Genomic DNA, 15,617 nt, shown 5'->3' with positions numbered 1-15,617 from the left:
GCAATGACTGACCTCATCAACAGCCTATCAATCGCCGCCTCTGGTATGGAAGCGCAGGCGCAAAGATTGCGCCATGTCTCTGAAAATATCGCGAATGCGGACACCCCCGGCTATCACCGCAAGACCATTAGCTTTCGTGACGAGATCGATGGCCAAGGAGTGGAAACAGGACCGGTCCGCCTTGACCGGAGCGAGTTGACAAAGATTTATGACCCCGGACATCCGCTGGCGAATGAGAGCGGGCACTATGACGGCTCTAACGTCAACTTGGTGGTTGAAATCGCTGACGCCCGCGAAGCACAGCGCAGCTACGAGGCAAACCTTAAACTGTTCGATCAAGCACGGCAAATGAACCAAAGCCTGTTTGAGATTTTACGTCGCTAAAGGAGATCCAGAATGGATATCAAGACATCAGTTGCCGCCCAATCCTATGCCATAGCACGCCAGGCGGCCCTCCCCGAACCAAAGACGGAAAGTACCGATAACACCTTCACCAAAATGGCAGAAGGCTTTGCCAACACCCTGGTGACAGGTGAAACCACTGCCAAAGCGGCGCTTGTGGGCGATGCCGATCCCCATTCTTTGGTGCAGGCACTGGCCGCAACGGAAACCGCGATCGAGACAGTCGTGACTGTGCGCGACAAGGTTGTTGAAGCTTACCAAGAGCTCTTGCGGATGCCGGTATGACCGAAGGCCTGATCTTTGACACTTTGCGGCAGGCGCTCTGGATTGCAGTGATGATTTCATCGCCGCTGCTTACGGTGGCCTTGATCGCGGGTGTGACCGTGGGCCTTTTCCAGGCCCTGACCTCGGTGCAAGAGATGACGCTGACATTCGTACCAAAAGTGGGGGCAATGCTGATCGTCTTTTGGGTCTCTATGAGCTTCATGACCTCGACGCTCCTCAGCTTCTTTACTGACCGTATTATACCTTTGATCGCAGGAGGCTAACTATGGAATCCGGCATTTATACGAACCTTACCCGCCAAGCAGGCCTGATGCGCGAGATGCAGGTTGTCGCGCATAACATCGCTAATATTTCCACAACGGGTTTTCGCCGAGAAGGTGTCATTTTTTCAGAACATATCACGCGGATGGAGGACGCCCCTTCACTTTCCATGGCAAGTGGGAACACTCGTCACATGGATTTGCGTCAGGCAGGTTTGTCACAAACCGGTGCGGCATTCGATTTTGCGATTCAGGGCGAAGGCTTCTTTTTGGTTGAAACCCCGCAAGGGCAGGCCATGACGCGTGCAGGCAGCTTTACGCCGAATGCCGAAGGGGAGTTGGTCAATAATGACGGCCACCGCCTGCTGGATCTGGGTGGCGCACCAGTGTTTGTCCCCCCCGATGCCGGGCCTGTTGCTCTTTCATCAGACGGGACCATTTCCGCCAAAGGCCAGCCTCTTGCACAAATTGGTCTCTGGCAGCCAGCAGATCCACTGAAAATGACACATCAGGGCGGCACTCTTTTTGTCAGTGACGACATTGAGCCATCCGAAGGTGCCACCATCCTGCAGGGTTTCCTTGAGGAGAGTAACGTCAACCCAATTTCAGAAATTGCCCGAATGATTGCCGTGCAGCGCGCCTATGAGCTTGGCCAAGGGTTCATGGAAAAAGAAGACGAGCGTATGCGCAATGTCATTCAGACCTTGGGTCAATAGGAGAAAGCTATGAAAGCCTTACAAATCGCAGCAAGCGGGATGGCCGCGCAGCAAATGCGTGTTGACGTGGTATCCAACAACCTCGCAAACATGTCGACAACCGGATACAATACAAGGCGCGCTGATTTTGCCGACCTTCATTACCAGCAGGTCGCACGTCCCGGCACGATTTCTGCACAAGACGGCTCTATGCTGCCGACCGGAGTTCAGGTCGGTCTTGGCGTACGTCCCGCTGCGGTATCGGTCGTGTTGGCTCAGGGCTCGCTGTCTGCAACGGGTGGCGACCTCGACGTTGCAATCGAAGGTAGCGGCTATCTTGAGATTACGCTACCCTCTGGCGTCAATGCCTACACACGTGATGGCGGCCTGAAACGCACCGGAGATGGCCTGATCGTGACCTCCGAAGGGTATCAAGTGAACCCAGGCATCACGATCCCTTCCGATACGAAAAGTTTGTCGATCAATGGCGAAGGCGAAGTTTATGCCTATTTCACCGATCAGGTGCAGCCGCAGCTTTTGGGCCAATTCAATATGGCCGGGTTTACAAACGACAAGGGGCTAGAAGCCATGGGGTCCAACCTCTTTCTTGAAACCCCCGCATCAGGACCACCGCAGCAAGGCACCGCAGGCGAGGATGGATTGGGCACATTGCGCCAAGGCTATCTTGAGGAAAGCTCGGTCGATGCAGTGCGCGAGGTGACTGAGTTGATCAAGGCCCAACGTGGGTATGAGCTGAATGCCAAAGTCATCACGGCTGCGGACCAAATGCTGTCAGCTACAACGACGTTACGCTAATGTTAAAATGTGCAGCCCTTATTTCACTGATGGCGTGGCCCGTGATGGCCGACAGCCTGATCGCAACCCGTATCGTGCGGGCGCAGTCTGTCCTCTCTGACACTGACGTAACGTTGGTTGCGGCTAAAATCCCAGGGGCGCTTACCGAAACATCCCAAGCACTTGGTCTAGAGGCCAAGGTCACACTCTATCCCGGCCGCGCTGTACGTGCCCAAGATCTTGGCCCTCCTGCGCTCATTGATCGCAATCAAATCGTAACGCTGGTTTACCGTGTAGGCGGCCTTGGCATCACCGCAGAAGGCAGGGCGTTGGCGCGCGCAGGTTTGGGAGATGTAATTCGTGTGATGAATTTGTCGTCACGCACCGTCTTAAACGGTCGCGTTGCCAATGATGGCACCGTTCATGTCGGCGCCAACCAATAAAGGAAACTCAATGCGGATTTTGCTTTTGGCACTTCTACTCGTTCCGGCCTGTTCCAAACTCAGTGAGGTTGGCAAGGAACCGGCTTTTTCCCCTCTGGAAGGTAGCTATCAGCACCATGCCATGTATTCCTCTTTGTTGCCAGAATACACAGAGCCTGACGGCCCGACCGAGGCATCCTCTCTGTGGTCGGCCAATAGCAGTTCCCTATTCGGGGACAGGCGCGCCGGCAAAAGAGGGGATATCTTAACCGTTGTCATCGAAATTGATGACAAGGCCGAGATTTCCAACTCCTCCGGTCGCAGTCGTACGGGGTCACAAAGCATGGGTATTCCCTCACTCTTCGGTATTCCGCAAAGGCTGAATGAGGCGCTGCCCGATGGGGCCTCAATGGCTGATGCGGTTTCAACCACGTCGGATTCTCAGTTTTCCGGACAAGGATCTGTCCAGCGGAATGAAGAACTGACGCTTCGTGTCGCCGCGACCGTGGTAGAGAGTTTGCCAAATGGCGTATTGCGAATTGAAGGACAACAGGAGGTCCGCGTGAACTTTGAGATAAGGGAATTGATCGTTACCGGCTATGTACGCCCGGCGGATATTTCAAGGCAAAATGAGATCACCTACGACCGCATTGCCGGCGCACGAATCGCATATGGCGGCCGCGGACAGATTTCTGATGTGCAGCAGCCGCGCTATGGCCAGCAGATCACCGACACCATTTTGCCGTTCTAATCCCATGATAGCAAAAATTCTTCCCATCATTCTCGTTCTTGTCGGCCTTGGTGCAGGTATAGGTGCAGGTATAGCGCTACGCCCGACAGAGGAACATAGCGAAATCGTAGAAGCCCCAGTAGAGGAGACGCCTTCTGCAACCGAATTTGCCAAGCTAAACAACCAGTTCGTTGTCCCGGTGGTAGAGGACGGCCGGGTGGCCTCTTTGGTAATAATGTCGCTCAGCGTCGAAGTGTCCATCGGCGGCACCGAAACCGTTTATTTGCAAGAACCAAAGCTAAGGGACGCTCTTTTGCAAGTGTTGTTTGATCATGCAAATGCCGGTGGTTTTAAAGGGGTCTTTACCGATGGGGCCAACCTAACGCTTCTGCGTCACGCGTTGCTAGAGGTCACCCAAAAGGTACTTGGCGAGATTGCACATGGCATCCTGATCTCAGACATCGCGCGTCAGGACACTTGAAAACAGACAAATCCCTTCAGAGCGCTTGACCCAAAACGACGCCGGACAAGGCAACTGCGGCCCCCAACGCAATCCAAATCAGGGGGTGCAGCGCGCCTTTATTATCGGGTTCTTGCATTGGGCGGTTTTGCCGTTCCAACTGCGCTTCTACCAAGCGCGGCAGCTTTGGCCCGAACCGCGCAAGAACCATCGCTGTTTTCTGCAAATCACGCAGCAAGGCTTTGGGGCCGACATTGTCTTTGATGTAGCTTTCCACAACGGGGCGCGCATCCTGCCATATATTGATCTGCGGATTGAGACTGCGCGCCACGCCTTCGACAACGACCATCGTGCGCTGCAAAAGGATCAATTCGGTTCGGGTTTCCATGCCAAAACGTTCAGTGACTTCAAACAGATAGGCCAAAAGCCGTGCCATCGAAATACGCGTCGCATCCATGCCAAAGATCGGCTCCCCCACAACACGCAACGCGCGAGCGAACTCATCGATATCGCGGTCGGCGGGCACATAGCCCGCTTCAAAATGTACCTCGGCCACGCGACGATAATCGCGGCGAATGAAGCCGTATAATATTTCGGCATAGACACGCCGGGTATATTCATCCAGCCGTCCCATGATCCCAAAATCATAGGCGATTATGTCGCCGTTTGCCGCAACCTTCAAATTGCCTTGATGCATATCGGCATGGAAATATCCATCGCGCAACGCATGTTGCAAGAACAGTTGCAACACCCGGGATGCAAGCACATTCCGGTCAACACCTGCCGCATCAATCGCGGCATTATCGGCCATATTGACCCCTTCGGCCCAATCCATCGTAAGCACGGTTCGTCCAGAAAGATGCCACACCGGCTTGGGGATCTGAAATCCTTCGTCCTTGTCGGTATTCGCCGCAAATTCACCCGCAGCAGCAGATTCAAGCCTTAGGTCCAACTCCCCCTGCACCACACCGTCGAAATGCTTCACAACCTCCATCGGCCGCAGCCGCCGGGATGCCGGTGACAGAAACTCGATTATGCCTGCCGCAAAATAAAAAGCATCGATATCTTTGCGAAAAGCCCGCTCAATGCCCGGACGCAAAACCTTGACGGCGACTTCTTCGCCCGTATCCAGCAACCGCGCACGGTGCACTTGCGCGATGGATGCCGCCGCAACCGGTTCGGAAAAGGTTGAAAAGATCTGATCGACCGGCATCGCCAATTCGGCCGCAACCATCTCTTTGGCAACGGACAAGGGAAAGGGCGGCAGTTTGTCTTGCAGATATTGCAATTGCAGCGCCAGTTCATCACCCACGACATCGGGGCGGGTGCTCAGGATCTGGCCAAACTTGATATAGGCCGGGCCCAATGCCGTCAACGCGCGGGTCGCGGGCGGCAAAGCCGGATCCCCCTTCAGGCCAAGCCATTTGAACGGCCAACCAAGTACGCGCGCGACAAAGCGCAACCGCGGCGGCGCTTCAAGCGCCTCCAGCACAAGGTTTATCGCGCCCGTCCGTTCAAAGGTCGCAAGCGTGCGCACCAAGCGGATAATGTTATGTGGCCCACGCATCTAGAGCACCCCTTATAACTTCCAGCCGGAATGGAGCGCGGCCACGCCCATCGTCAGGTTGCGATATTTCACCTGATCAAAACCTGCCTCACTTATCATCGCCGCAAAACGTTCCTGATCGGGAAACTTGCGAATGCTTTCAACAAGATACTGATAGCTGTCACGGTCATTTGCGATCACCTGCCCCATCACCGGAATCACATTGAATGAATAGAGGTCATAGGCCTTTTGCATCGCCGGATTGGGCAATTGGCTGAATTCCAGCACCATCAACCGCCCACCGGGACGCAACACCCGGTAAGCCTCGGACAGGGCATCACCGATACGGGTCACATTCCGGATCCCGAAAGAAATCGTGTAGACGTCAAAACTGTTATCGGCAAAGGGCAGCGCCATCGCATCGCCGACAACCCAATCCAGGGCATCGGCCATACTGGCGGCCTCGGCACGTTGTCGACCCTCGACCAGCATGCTTTCGGTCATATCGCAAACCGTGGCATGTGCCCCCGGCGCGCGCTTGAGGAACCGGAACGAGACATCCCCCGTCCCGCCCGCAACATCCAGCAACCGCTGGCCGGGGCGCGGGGCAAGCCAATCCATCATCGCATCCTTCCAGATGCGGTGGATGCCAAAGGACATCGCATCATTCATCACATCATATTTGCTGGCAACCTTTGTAAAGACGCCATGCACCATACCGGCCTTTGCGCCCTCATCCACGGTTTGAAAGCCGAAGTGGGTGGTCTTGTCGTCAGTCTCGGTCATGGTTCTAATACTCTTGCGTTTGGTCGCTCACCGCTCTTTATAGGGTGATGACGCGGCGCTGCAATGCGCCCATCTGTCCGAAAGGCGTCCCAAATGCCCGAACTGCCCGAAGTTGAAACCGTCCGTCGGGGGTTGGAACCGGTCATGACCGACCAAACCATCACAACCGCGACCGTCAACCGGCCCGACCTGCGCTGGCCGTTTCCACCAAGGATGGCTGAGCGGTTGACGGGCGCCAGCGTCTTGGCCCTGCGCCGTCGGTCGAAATACATTCTGGCCGATCTTTCGACCGGGGAATCACTGCTAATCCATCTGGGGATGTCAGGCCGTATTCTTATTTCGGGTGCTATGCAGGGGGATTTCTATCACGACCACCCTGCCCCCGCAAAACATGACCACGTTGTACTGACCTTAGGCAATGGCGCGCGGATCACCTTTAATGATGCACGCCGTTTTGGCGCGATGGACCTGCTGGAAACCGCGCTGGGGGATGCCCATCCACTGCTTGCAAATATAGGGCCGGAACCTTTTGGCAACAGCTTCAATGAGACCTATTTGACAGAGCGGCTCAAGGGGCGCAAAACGGCGATCAAATCCGCGCTTCTGGATCAACGTATCGTGGCCGGTTTGGGGAATATATATGTCTGTGAGGTACTTTACCGTGCGGGCCTGCACCCTGCGCGCCCCGCGGGCAAGCTGGCCAAAGCAACGGTGGCGGGGCTTGTCCCGCTGATCCGCGAGGTCTTGGCCGAGGCGATCGAAGCGGGCGGATCCTCCTTGCGCGATTACCGTCAGGCAGATGGCGAATTGGGCTATTTCCAGCACCGTTTCCGCACTTACGGGCGCGAGGACGAACCCTGCGTCACCCCCGGCTGTACGGCCAGTATCGCGCGCATTGTGCAATCGGGGCGCTCCTCCTTCTACTGCCCTGCCTGTCAGAGATGACTTGATCCTGCCTGCCGGCCTGTTAGAGAGTCGCGTTCAAGAACAAGCCAAAGGAAACTCAGATGGCCTATGAAACGCTGATCGTTGAGATCGAGGATTATGTCGCGCTGATTCGCCTCAATCGGCCGGAGGCGCTGAATGCCCTCAACTCCAAACTGTTGACAGAGCTTGCGACAGTGCTGCAAGCCGCAGACGCCAACGACAAGGTGCGCTGCATGATCATCACCGGATCGGAAAAGGCATTTGCCGCCGGTGCAGACATCAAGGAAATGGCCGGACAAAGCTTTGTCGACGTCTATTCCAAGAACCTTTTTGGCGGAATCAGCGACACGATACTGGAGATTCGCAAGCCGATTATCGCGGCGGTTTCGGGCTATGCCTTGGGTGGTGGCTGTGAACTGGCGATGGCATGTGACTTTATCATCGCCTCTGACACCGCGAAATTCGGTCAGCCCGAGATCAACCTCGGCGTCATCGCCGGTTTCGGCGGAAGCCAGCGCCTGACCCGTTTCGTTGGCAAGTCCAAATCCATGGATATGCATCTGACAGGCCGCAATATGGACGCCGCCGAAGCAGAGCGCAGCGGGCTTGTTTCCCGCGTGGTCCCGGCCAAGAGCCTGATCGAAGAGGCCAAGAAGGCCGCCACCAAAATTGCCGAGAAATCGATGATCTCTGCCTCGGCGGCCAAAGAAGCGGTAAACCGCAGCTACGAATCCACGCTGCGCGAGGGCCTGCTGTTTGAACGCCGTCTGTTCCATTCGCTGTTTGCGACCGAGGACCAGAAAGAGGGCATGGCTGCCTTTCTTGAAAAGCGCACGCCGCAGTTTCGCGATAAATAGCGAATAGCCCTTTCCTAACGGGGGTTCTTGCCTTATACGCGGCAGTTGAAATGCGCGTGGGCCCGCTTAAGGCAAGAATCATTTCCGCTGATACGGGCGGAAGGTCTGGGGCTATTGTGCATCGCAAAACATAATCGAACCAGACGAATAGGAATTCTATCCCATGGCAAATACGACCCAGTCCAAAAAACGCGCACGCCAGGCCGACGCACGCCACGACATCAACAAGGCACGTCGCTCGCGTATCCGCACCTTCCTGCGCAAAGTCGAAGAAGCAATTACCGCCGGGGATCATGATGTTGCCGCCGAAGCTCTTCGTGTCGCACAGCCCGAACTGGCTCGTGGCGTCTCCAAAGGTGTGCTGCACAAGAACACCGTTTCGCGCAAAATCTCGCGTCTGTCATCGCGGGTAAAAGCGCTGAAAAACGCAACGGCCTAACATCAAGGATTCGGGGCAAGGCAGAATATATTTCGCCTAACCCCCCGCAAAAATTAACAAAAGGCGCATCACTGATGCGCCTTTTTGCTTTTGCTATCCACAGGAAGTTAACCAATCGTGGCCTATTTGCCGAGGCGCCCAGATTCGCTCAGACCATTTCATTGTCAACAGCGAAGATCGGTTGCCCCCCACCCCAACAGGTTGGTAACTTCACCATGCGATTCACTTCGTCCTGGGGGACAAGATGTGACCGCGTTCAAAATGGGTCAGGCTGCTTTGCTCCACAGGTTTTGTGGTGCCTTTTCCTATGAACGGGTTTACTCGACTGCGGTATTTGCACAATCTGCAAGCGCCGTCTTTTGAGGTATCAACCGATACAGCCGTGCTGTACCGGATGGCTTCTTTCGTCCCGTGTTTTCTTGGCCATAGCCAGAGAAACAACCCAGTACATTTGTACCGCATCAAGGCCCCGTTTCAGGACGGGGCATGGGGAAGCCGTGGAACAGGTAGAGCAATGACGAACGAAGGCTGGGCAGATATCCGCGAAAACTTGCGCACGCGGGTTGGCAAGGACAACTACATTACATGGATTGAGCCGCTGAAGTTTGCTGCGCTGGAAGGTGGCGTCGCCAGCTTTGCCGTCCCCACGACCTTTTTTGGCGATTGGGTTTCGCGCAATTTTGCCGACCATATCTTGCATCAACTCCACCGTTCCGGCGCCGCTGTTGAACGCATAGACTTTGTTTTGGAACGCAACGCCCCCGCCCCGGCAAAACCCGAAGCCGCAACACCAAAGCGCACGGTCGAAGAAAAGGACGTGCCCGGCGCCCCGCTCGACAGCCGCTTTACCTTTGACAGTTTCGTTGTCGGCAAGCCGAATGAACTGGCCCATGCCGCCGCGCGCCGTGTGGCCGAGGGTGGCCCCGTGACCTTTAATCCGCTGTTTCTTTACGGTGGCGTTGGCCTTGGCAAAACCCACCTGATGCACGCCGTCGCCCATGAGCTACAGCTGCGTCAACCTGATCTGCGCGTGCTTTATCTTTCCGCCGAACAATTCATGTACCGTTTCGTGCAGGCGCTGCGCGAACGTCAGGTCATGGATTTCAAGGAGTTGTTCCGTTCGGTCGATGTTTTGATGGTCGATGACGTGCAATTTATTGCGGGCAAGGAAAGCACCCAAGAAGAATTCTTCCACACCTTTAACGCGCTGGTTGATCAGAACAAACAGATTATCATCTCTGCCGACCGCGCGCCCGGTGAAATCAAGGGCCTGGAAGAGCGGATCAAATCTCGCCTGCAATGCGGGCTTGTCGTGGATCTTCACCCGACAGACTATGAATTGCGCCTTGGCATCCTTCAGCAAAAAGCCGAATTTTATCACACCCAATACCGCGATCTGGTGATTGCGCCGGGCGTGCTGGAATTTCTGGCCCACCGCATCTCAACCAACGTGCGCGTACTTGAAGGTGCGCTGACGCGTCTGTTCGCCTTTGCCAGCCTCGTTGGCCGCGAAATCACGCTGGAACTGACCCAGGATTGCCTTGCCGACATCCTACGCGCCTCTGACCGCAAGGTCACGATTGAAGAAATCCAGCGCAAAGTGGCAGAGCATTTCAACATCCGTCTGTCGGATATGATCGGGCCAAAGCGGGTGCGCACCATTGCACGCCCACGCCAGATCGCCATGTATCTGTCCAAGCAGCTGACAAGCCGCAGCCTGCCCGACATTGGCCGCCGCTTTGGCGGGCGCGACCATACGACCATCATGCATGGCGTCAGAAAGATTGAGGAACTGATGACAGCCGACAGCCAGCTTTCCGATGATTTGCAGATGCTCAAGCGGTTGCTGCAAGGCTAATTCGGCACCAAAGCCACAAAGCCTTAAATTTCAGTCTTGAAAACAAGGTTATGGCGTCTTACCCCTTGTGGGACGCATTAAAACCTCTAACTTCGGCCCTCCCTGCGGCACAGCCGTGGCGGGCATACAGCCAGCAGCAAGACGGGCAAAGGACGGAACATGAAGATCAGCATCGAACGCGGAACGCTTCTCAAGGCGGTCAGTCAGGCCCAATCCGTGGTTGAACGCCGCAATACGATCCCGATCCTTGCCAACGTATTGATTGAGGCTGAGGGTGACAGCGTCTCTTTTCGCGCCACCGATCTGGATATAGAGGTGGTGGATCGCACGGCCGCCGTGGTTGAACGTCCCGGCGCCACAACGGTTTCGGCCGTAATGCTGCACGAAATTGTTCGCAAATTGCCTGATGGCGCCTTGGTCAACCTGTCCGAAGACGCCGCCTCTGGCCGGTTGACGGTGACGGCCGGGCGGTCAAACTTCAACCTCGCGACCCTGCCCAAAGAAGATTTTCCCGTCATGGCCAACTCGGCCTATTCGTCAAACTTCTCGGCCAAGGCACCGGTATTGCGCCGCCTGTTCGATAAGGCCAAATTTGCCATCTCGACCGAGGAAACCCGCTATTACCTCAACGGTGTCTATATGCACACCGCCACTGCCGAGGATGGTCCGGTTTTGCGCTGTGTTGCAACCGATGGCCACCGTCTTGCGCGCATTGATGCCCCTTTGCCCGAAAATGCCAGCGATATGCCCGGCGTTATCATCCCGCGCAAAACCGTGAATGAGCTGCGCAAGCTGCTAGATGATGATGAGGCAATCATCGCGGTCTCGGTCTCGGAAACCAAAGTGCGCTTTGCGACCGATGTGATCTCACTGACGTCCAAGGTTATCGACGGCACCTTCCCCGATTATACCCGCGTCATTCCGACCGGCAATACCAAGCGCCTAGAAGTCGACGCCGCCGAGTTTGCCAAGGCCGTTGACCGTGTTGCCACTGTTTCCTCGGAACGGTCCCGTGCGGTCAAACTGTCCTTGGATGAGGATCGTCTTGTCCTGTCGGTCAACGCGCCTGATTCCGGTGCCGCCGAGGAAGAGCTGGCCGTGGCATATGGCGATGAACGGCTGGAGATCGGCTTCAACGCAAAATATCTGCTGGAAATCGCCAGCCAAGTTGACCGTGAAAATGCGGTCTTCATGTTCAACTCATCGGGCGATCCGACCTTGATGCGTGAGGGGAATGACACCTCTGCCATCTATGTCGTGATGCCGATGCGCGTTTAAGACGCGCCAACCCATTGAAATAAAGGGCAAGAATGTCGGGACTGGTCATTACCGATCTTGCCCTTTCGCATTTCCGCAGCCACCGCGCGGTGCGCATCGGCTTTGACGGGCGGCCTGTGGCCCTGATCGGTGCCAATGGTGCCGGAAAAACCAATCTGATCGAGGCGGTTTCCCTGCTCTCACCCGGTCGCGGGTTTCGTCGTGCCACGGTTGACGAATTTGCCCGCAAACCCGAAGCCCTTGGCTGGAAAATATCGGCAAATTTGCGCGGGCCCGACAGCGCGCATGAGGTCGAAACCTGGGCCGAGCCGGGGCAGCCGCGACAGGTTCGCATTGATGGCAAAGCCGCGGCGCAAGTGGCCCTCGCCCGCATTACCCGCGTTTTATGGCTGGTGCCCGCGATGGACCGCCTTTGGATCGAGGCAGCTGAGGGCCGCAGGCGGTTTCTTGACCGCATGACCCTTAGCTTTGCCCCCGACCATGCCGAGGCGGTTCTGGGCTATGAAAAAGCGATGCGGGATCGCAACCGGCTGTTAAAAGATCAAGTACAGGACGCGCATTGGTACAAGGCGCTTGAGGCGCGAATGGTCGAAACCGCCGTGATGATAGAAACCAACCGCGCGGATACGCTGGCGCGGCTTGCCCAAGCCCAAACGGGGGCGGATACCACCTTTCCCTGCGCGAGCCTGTCGCTGACCAGCCCCGAGCCTGTGGATGATCTGGCCACCGCGCTTGCGCAAGGGCGGCGGAGGGATATGGCGGCGGGCCGCACTTTGATAGGGCCGCACCGCGCCGATCTTGCCGCCGTCTTTACCGACAAGGGCGTCGCGGCCGATCAATGCTCCACCGGCGAACAAAAGGCCCTGTTGATCAGCCTGATCCTTGCCAATGCCCGCGCCTTGGCCACAGATATAGGGGCCGCCCCGATCTTGTTGCTTGATGAGGTGGCCGCCCATCTCGACAGCCAACGCCGTGCCGCCCTTTACGATGAACTTTGCACCCTTGGCGCGCAGGCAATCATGACCGGCACCGAAGCCGCCCTGTTTGACAGCCTCGGGCCTCGCGCGCAGGCCTTCACCATATCCGAAACATCCCGCGGGTCGGTTGTAGAGGAAACCCTCCTATGACCCAACAACACATTTGACGGTTCAGATCCGGGCGCACGGACCTCAAAGGCTATGACCAAACCGACGCTATGCCCCCCTTCTGGGCACGCGCTGCGGGTGGCAAACTGACTTTACCCCTTAACCGCTAAATCTTGTGTCTAGGGCGTGACAATCCGGGGCAGAACCCCTATAAAAAGGGTTAGATTTCAAGGAAAGTCCGCATGTCTGAAGAAGCCAAAAAGCCCGCCGAATACGGTGCTGATTCTATCAAGGTTCTCAAGGGGTTAGAGGCTGTTCGCAAGCGCCCCGGAATGTATATCGGTGACACCGATGACGGCTCGGGCCTGCACCACATGGTTTATGAGGTGGTCGATAATGGAATTGACGAGGCACTGGCAGGCCACGCGACCGCTGTCACCGTCAAAATACACGCCGACAGTTCCGTTTCTGTCCGCGATAACGGTCGTGGAATTCCCGTCGACATCCACAAGGAAGAAGGCGTTTCCGCAGCCGAGGTTATCATGACCCAGCTGCATGCGGGCGGCAAGTTCAACAACTCGGATGACGATGGTAACGCCTATAAGGTTTCGGGCGGGTTGCACGGGGTCGGTGTTTCGGTTGTAAACGCCCTGTCCGACTGGCTGGAATTGCGCGTCTGGCGCAATGGTATGGAATATTTCGCCCGCTTTGAGGATGGTGAATGCGTTGAACACGTGCGCGAGGTTGGTCCAGCGCCGAACGAGCGGGGCACCGAGGTGCGCTTCATGGCCTCCTCCAAGGTCAACCGTCCCGATGGGACGTTCTCGGATCTCGAATACAGCTTCAAGACGTTGGAAAACCGGTTGCGCGAGCTGGCGTTCCTCAACTCCGGTGCACGGATTATCGTGATCGATGAACGCCCCGCAGAGCCGCTGCACAGCGAGCTGTTCTATGAGGGCGGCGTGCGCGAATACGTCAAATACCTCGACCGGTCCAAAACCTCGATCCTGCCAGAGCCGATCTATATCATCGGGGAACGCAATGGCATTATGGTGGAAATCGCGATGTGGTGGAATGACAGCTACCACGAGAATGTGCTGCCTTTCACCAACAATATCCCGCAGCGGGACGGCGGCACCCACCTTGCGGGCCTGCGTGGCGCGCTGACGCGGACGATCAACAACTACGCGCAATCTACCGGGATCGCAAAGAAGGAAAAGATCGACTTTACCGGCGATGACGCCCGCGAGGGGCTAACCTGTGTGTTGTCGGTCAAGGCGCCAGACCCGAAGTTTTCCAGTCAAACCAAGGACAAGCTGGTTTCATCCGAGGTGCGACCCGCTGTTGAAGGCATGGTCAACGAAAAGCTGGCCGAGTGGTTTGAGGAAAATCCTGCAAACGCAAAAATTATCGTTGGCAAGATCATCGAGGCTGCTTTTGCCCGTGAAGCTGCGCGCAAGGCCCGCGACCTGACGCGCCGCAAATCCCCTCTGGATATTTCCAACCTGCCCGGCAAACTTGCCGATTGTCAGGAAAAAGACGCCTCCAAGGCCGAATTGTTCCTCGTCGAGGGTGACTCGGCCGGCGGGTCGGCCAAACAGGGGCGCAGCCGCCAAAATCAGGCGGTTTTGCCGTTGAAAGGTAAGATCCTTAACGTGGAACGTGCGCGATTTGACCGGATGCTCTCCAGTCAGGAAATCGGCACGCTGATCACGGCGATGGGCACCGGCATCGGCCGGGATGAGTTCAATCTGGCAAAGCTTCGGTATCACAAGATCATCATCATGACCGATGCTGACGTTGATGGTGCGCATATCCGCACACTTTTGCTGACCTTCTTCTTCCGGCAGATGCCACAGTTGATCGAGGCCGGGCACCTCTATATCGCCCAGCCACCGCTTTACAAAGTGGCGCGCGGCAAGTCCGAGGTTTATCTCAAGGATCAGGCCTCGCTGGATGATTACCTGATCCAACAGGGCATTGACGGTGCAATCCTGCGCATGTCCTCGGGTGAGGAGCTTGCAGGCTCCGACCTTATTCGCGTGATTGAGGGCGCGCGTCAGTTCCGCCGGATTCTGGAAGCCTTTCCAACGCATTACCCGCGCAATATTCTGGAACAAGCCGCCCTCGCAGGCGCGTTTGATGCAGGAAATGCCGATGCCGATTTGCAGGCTGTTGCCGATAACGTGGCCAAGCGTCTTGATGCCGTTGCCACCGAATATGAGCGTGGCTGGCAAGGGCGCATCACCCAGGATCACGGCATCCGCCTTGCCCGCGTCCTGCGCGGGGTTGAGGAAATCCGCACCCTTGACGGTGCGGTCCTTCGCTCTGGTGAGGCGCGTCGCCTGTCTCAAGTTTCGGCACCGCACAGCGATGTCTATACTGGGAACGAGGGTCACCTTGTACGCAAAGATCGCAACACCTCTATCCACGGGCCAATCGACCTGCTTAACGCGATTCTGGCAGAGGGCGAGAAAGGTCTCTCCCTACAGCGCTACAAAGGCTTGGGCGAAATGAACCCCGAGCAGCTTTGGGAAACCACATTGGACCCAGAAGCGCGCACATTGCTTCAGGTAAAGGTTGAAGATCTGGCCGATGCAGATGATATTTTTACCAAGCTCATGGGCGATGTGGTGGAACCGCGCCGCGAGTTCATCCAGCAAAATGCGCTTAGCGTTGAAAATCTGGACTTTTAGACTTTTGTTGGATCGCGCATAACCTTACGTTCGACCAAGGTTTGCGCGATTTTCTCAAAAGCTTGGGCTGTCAGCTACTGTTACACTGTCATCGCC

17 protein-coding genes are annotated in these 15,617 nt (G+C 56.4%); 15 read left to right on the top strand and 2 right to left on the bottom strand.

From position 1 onward, the window contains the following. Positions 1–3 precede the first annotated feature (3 nt). The 8 genes from flgC to AKU94_RS04415 are packed head-to-tail and all read left to right on the top strand — an operon-like array spanning position 4 to position 4,070. Positions 4–384 carry a flagellar basal body rod protein FlgC gene (gene flgC / locus AKU94_RS04450; RefSeq protein ID WP_050526129.1) on the top strand — a complete coding sequence of 127 codons (381 nt, stop codon included), beginning with the start codon at positions 4–6 and terminating at the stop codon, positions 382–384. 12 nt (positions 385–396) lie between these two features. Further along, positions 397–687: a flagellar hook-basal body complex protein FliE gene (gene fliE / locus AKU94_RS04445; protein ID WP_050526128.1), complete on the top strand. Its 291-nt coding sequence runs from the start codon at positions 397–399 to the stop codon at positions 685–687. After that, the gene (locus AKU94_RS04440) at positions 684–950 is read left to right on the top strand and encodes a flagellar biosynthetic protein FliQ (protein ID WP_050526127.1); all 267 of its coding nucleotides are present in this window, start codon (positions 684–686) and stop codon (positions 948–950) included. The genes fliE and AKU94_RS04440 overlap by 4 nt, the downstream gene beginning before the upstream one ends. Before the next feature lie 2 nt (positions 951–952). Beyond that, positions 953–1,663, top strand: a complete 711-nt coding sequence (locus AKU94_RS04435) for a flagellar hook-basal body complex protein (protein WP_050526126.1) — start codon at positions 953–955, stop codon at positions 1,661–1,663. 9 nt (positions 1,664–1,672) lie between these two features. Next, positions 1,673–2,458: a flagellar basal-body rod protein FlgG gene (gene flgG, locus AKU94_RS04430; protein ID WP_050526125.1), complete on the top strand. Its 786-nt coding sequence runs from the start codon at positions 1,673–1,675 to the stop codon at positions 2,456–2,458. A 44-nt stretch (positions 2,459–2,502) separates the two neighbouring features. Then, positions 2,503–2,880 (top strand): flagellar basal body P-ring formation chaperone FlgA, encoded by a 378-nt coding sequence (gene flgA / locus AKU94_RS04425; protein WP_232295678.1) that lies wholly within the window; start codon positions 2,503–2,505, stop codon positions 2,878–2,880. Between the two features lie 10 nt (positions 2,881–2,890). Next, positions 2,891–3,610 (top strand): flagellar basal body L-ring protein FlgH, encoded by a 720-nt coding sequence (gene flgH, locus AKU94_RS04420; RefSeq protein WP_050526123.1) that lies wholly within the window; start codon positions 2,891–2,893, stop codon positions 3,608–3,610. A gap of 4 nt (positions 3,611–3,614) precedes the next feature. After that, positions 3,615–4,070 carry a flagellar basal body-associated FliL family protein gene (locus AKU94_RS04415; RefSeq protein WP_050526122.1) on the top strand — a complete coding sequence of 152 codons (456 nt, stop codon included), beginning with the start codon at positions 3,615–3,617 and terminating at the stop codon, positions 4,068–4,070. A gap of 16 nt (positions 4,071–4,086) precedes the next feature. On the opposite strand, the gene ubiB is transcribed toward AKU94_RS04415, so the two are convergent. Continuing rightward, positions 4,087–5,616 carry a 2-polyprenylphenol 6-hydroxylase gene (gene ubiB / locus AKU94_RS04410; RefSeq protein ID WP_050526121.1) on the bottom strand — a complete coding sequence of 510 codons (1,530 nt, stop codon included), beginning with the start codon at positions 5,614–5,616 and terminating at the stop codon, positions 4,087–4,089. Positions 5,617–5,628: 12 nt separating this feature from the next. Beyond that, entirely contained in the window at positions 5,629–6,381 is a 753-nt protein-coding gene (gene ubiE / locus AKU94_RS04405; protein ID WP_050526120.1) for a bifunctional demethylmenaquinone methyltransferase/2-methoxy-6-polyprenyl-1,4-benzoquinol methylase UbiE, read from the bottom strand. A gap of 93 nt (positions 6,382–6,474) precedes the next feature. Between ubiE and mutM the strand changes: the two genes are divergently transcribed. From mutM to gyrB, 7 genes are all read left to right on the top strand, one after another. Next, positions 6,475–7,326 carry a bifunctional DNA-formamidopyrimidine glycosylase/DNA-(apurinic or apyrimidinic site) lyase gene (gene mutM / locus AKU94_RS04400; RefSeq protein ID WP_050526119.1) on the top strand — a complete coding sequence of 284 codons (852 nt, stop codon included), beginning with the start codon at positions 6,475–6,477 and terminating at the stop codon, positions 7,324–7,326. A gap of 62 nt (positions 7,327–7,388) precedes the next feature. Next, positions 7,389–8,165, top strand: a complete 777-nt coding sequence (locus AKU94_RS04395) for an enoyl-CoA hydratase (RefSeq protein WP_050526118.1) — start codon at positions 7,389–7,391, stop codon at positions 8,163–8,165. A 163-nt stretch (positions 8,166–8,328) separates the two neighbouring features. Next, positions 8,329–8,604, top strand: coding sequence for a 30S ribosomal protein S20 (gene rpsT, locus AKU94_RS04390; RefSeq protein WP_050526117.1), 276 nt, complete (start codon positions 8,329–8,331; stop codon positions 8,602–8,604). A gap of 514 nt (positions 8,605–9,118) precedes the next feature. Next, positions 9,119–10,462 carry a chromosomal replication initiator protein DnaA gene (dnaA, locus tag AKU94_RS04385; RefSeq protein WP_050526116.1) on the top strand — a complete coding sequence of 448 codons (1,344 nt, stop codon included), beginning with the start codon at positions 9,119–9,121 and terminating at the stop codon, positions 10,460–10,462. A gap of 159 nt (positions 10,463–10,621) precedes the next feature. After that, entirely contained in the window at positions 10,622–11,740 is a 1,119-nt protein-coding gene (gene dnaN / locus AKU94_RS04380) for a DNA polymerase III subunit beta (protein WP_050526115.1), read from the top strand. Between the two features lie 32 nt (positions 11,741–11,772). Beyond that, positions 11,773–12,867: a DNA replication/repair protein RecF gene (gene recF, locus AKU94_RS04375; protein WP_050526114.1), complete on the top strand. Its 1,095-nt coding sequence runs from the start codon at positions 11,773–11,775 to the stop codon at positions 12,865–12,867. A gap of 200 nt (positions 12,868–13,067) precedes the next feature. Then, entirely contained in the window at positions 13,068–15,521 is a 2,454-nt protein-coding gene (gyrB, locus tag AKU94_RS04370; RefSeq protein ID WP_050526113.1) for a DNA topoisomerase (ATP-hydrolyzing) subunit B, read from the top strand. The last annotated feature ends 96 nt before the right edge of the window (positions 15,522–15,617 follow it).

Source organism: Pseudorhodobacter aquimaris, assembly GCF_001202025.1.
Lineage (GTDB): Bacteria > Pseudomonadota > Alphaproteobacteria > Rhodobacterales > Rhodobacteraceae > Pseudorhodobacter > Pseudorhodobacter aquimaris.
This window is presented reverse-complemented; position numbering and strand designations above follow the sequence as displayed.

Excerpts from the sequence above, each read along its gene's own strand:
- fliE (WP_050526128.1), top strand. The coding sequence starts at position 397 with ATGGATATCAAGACATCAGTTGCCGCCCAATCCTATGCCATAGCACGC.
- flgA (WP_232295678.1), top strand. The coding sequence starts at position 2,503 with ATGGCCGACAGCCTGATCGCAACCCGTATCGTGCGGGCGCAGTCTGTC.
- flgC (WP_050526129.1), top strand. The coding sequence starts at position 4 with ATGACTGACCTCATCAACAGCCTATCAATCGCCGCCTCTGGTATGGAA.
- dnaN (WP_050526115.1), top strand. The coding sequence starts at position 10,622 with ATGAAGATCAGCATCGAACGCGGAACGCTTCTCAAGGCGGTCAGTCAG.
- AKU94_RS04415 (WP_050526122.1), top strand. The coding sequence starts at position 3,615 with ATGATAGCAAAAATTCTTCCCATCATTCTCGTTCTTGTCGGCCTTGGT.
- flgG (WP_050526125.1), top strand. The coding sequence starts at position 1,673 with ATGAAAGCCTTACAAATCGCAGCAAGCGGGATGGCCGCGCAGCAAATG.
- mutM (WP_050526119.1), top strand. The coding sequence starts at position 6,475 with ATGCCCGAACTGCCCGAAGTTGAAACCGTCCGTCGGGGGTTGGAACCG.
- rpsT (WP_050526117.1), top strand. The coding sequence starts at position 8,329 with ATGGCAAATACGACCCAGTCCAAAAAACGCGCACGCCAGGCCGACGCA.
- flgH (WP_050526123.1), top strand. The coding sequence starts at position 2,891 with ATGCGGATTTTGCTTTTGGCACTTCTACTCGTTCCGGCCTGTTCCAAA.
- dnaA (WP_050526116.1), top strand. The coding sequence starts at position 9,119 with ATGACGAACGAAGGCTGGGCAGATATCCGCGAAAACTTGCGCACGCGG.
- recF (WP_050526114.1), top strand. The coding sequence starts at position 11,773 with ATGTCGGGACTGGTCATTACCGATCTTGCCCTTTCGCATTTCCGCAGC.
- AKU94_RS04435 (WP_050526126.1), top strand. The coding sequence starts at position 953 with ATGGAATCCGGCATTTATACGAACCTTACCCGCCAAGCAGGCCTGATG.
- ubiE (WP_050526120.1), bottom strand. The coding sequence starts at position 6,381 with ATGACCGAGACTGACGACAAGACCACCCACTTCGGCTTTCAAACCGTG.
- ubiB (WP_050526121.1), bottom strand. The coding sequence starts at position 5,616 with ATGCGTGGGCCACATAACATTATCCGCTTGGTGCGCACGCTTGCGACC.
- AKU94_RS04440 (WP_050526127.1), top strand. The coding sequence starts at position 684 with ATGACCGAAGGCCTGATCTTTGACACTTTGCGGCAGGCGCTCTGGATT.
- AKU94_RS04395 (WP_050526118.1), top strand. The coding sequence starts at position 7,389 with ATGGCCTATGAAACGCTGATCGTTGAGATCGAGGATTATGTCGCGCTG.
- gyrB (WP_050526113.1), top strand. The coding sequence starts at position 13,068 with ATGTCTGAAGAAGCCAAAAAGCCCGCCGAATACGGTGCTGATTCTATC.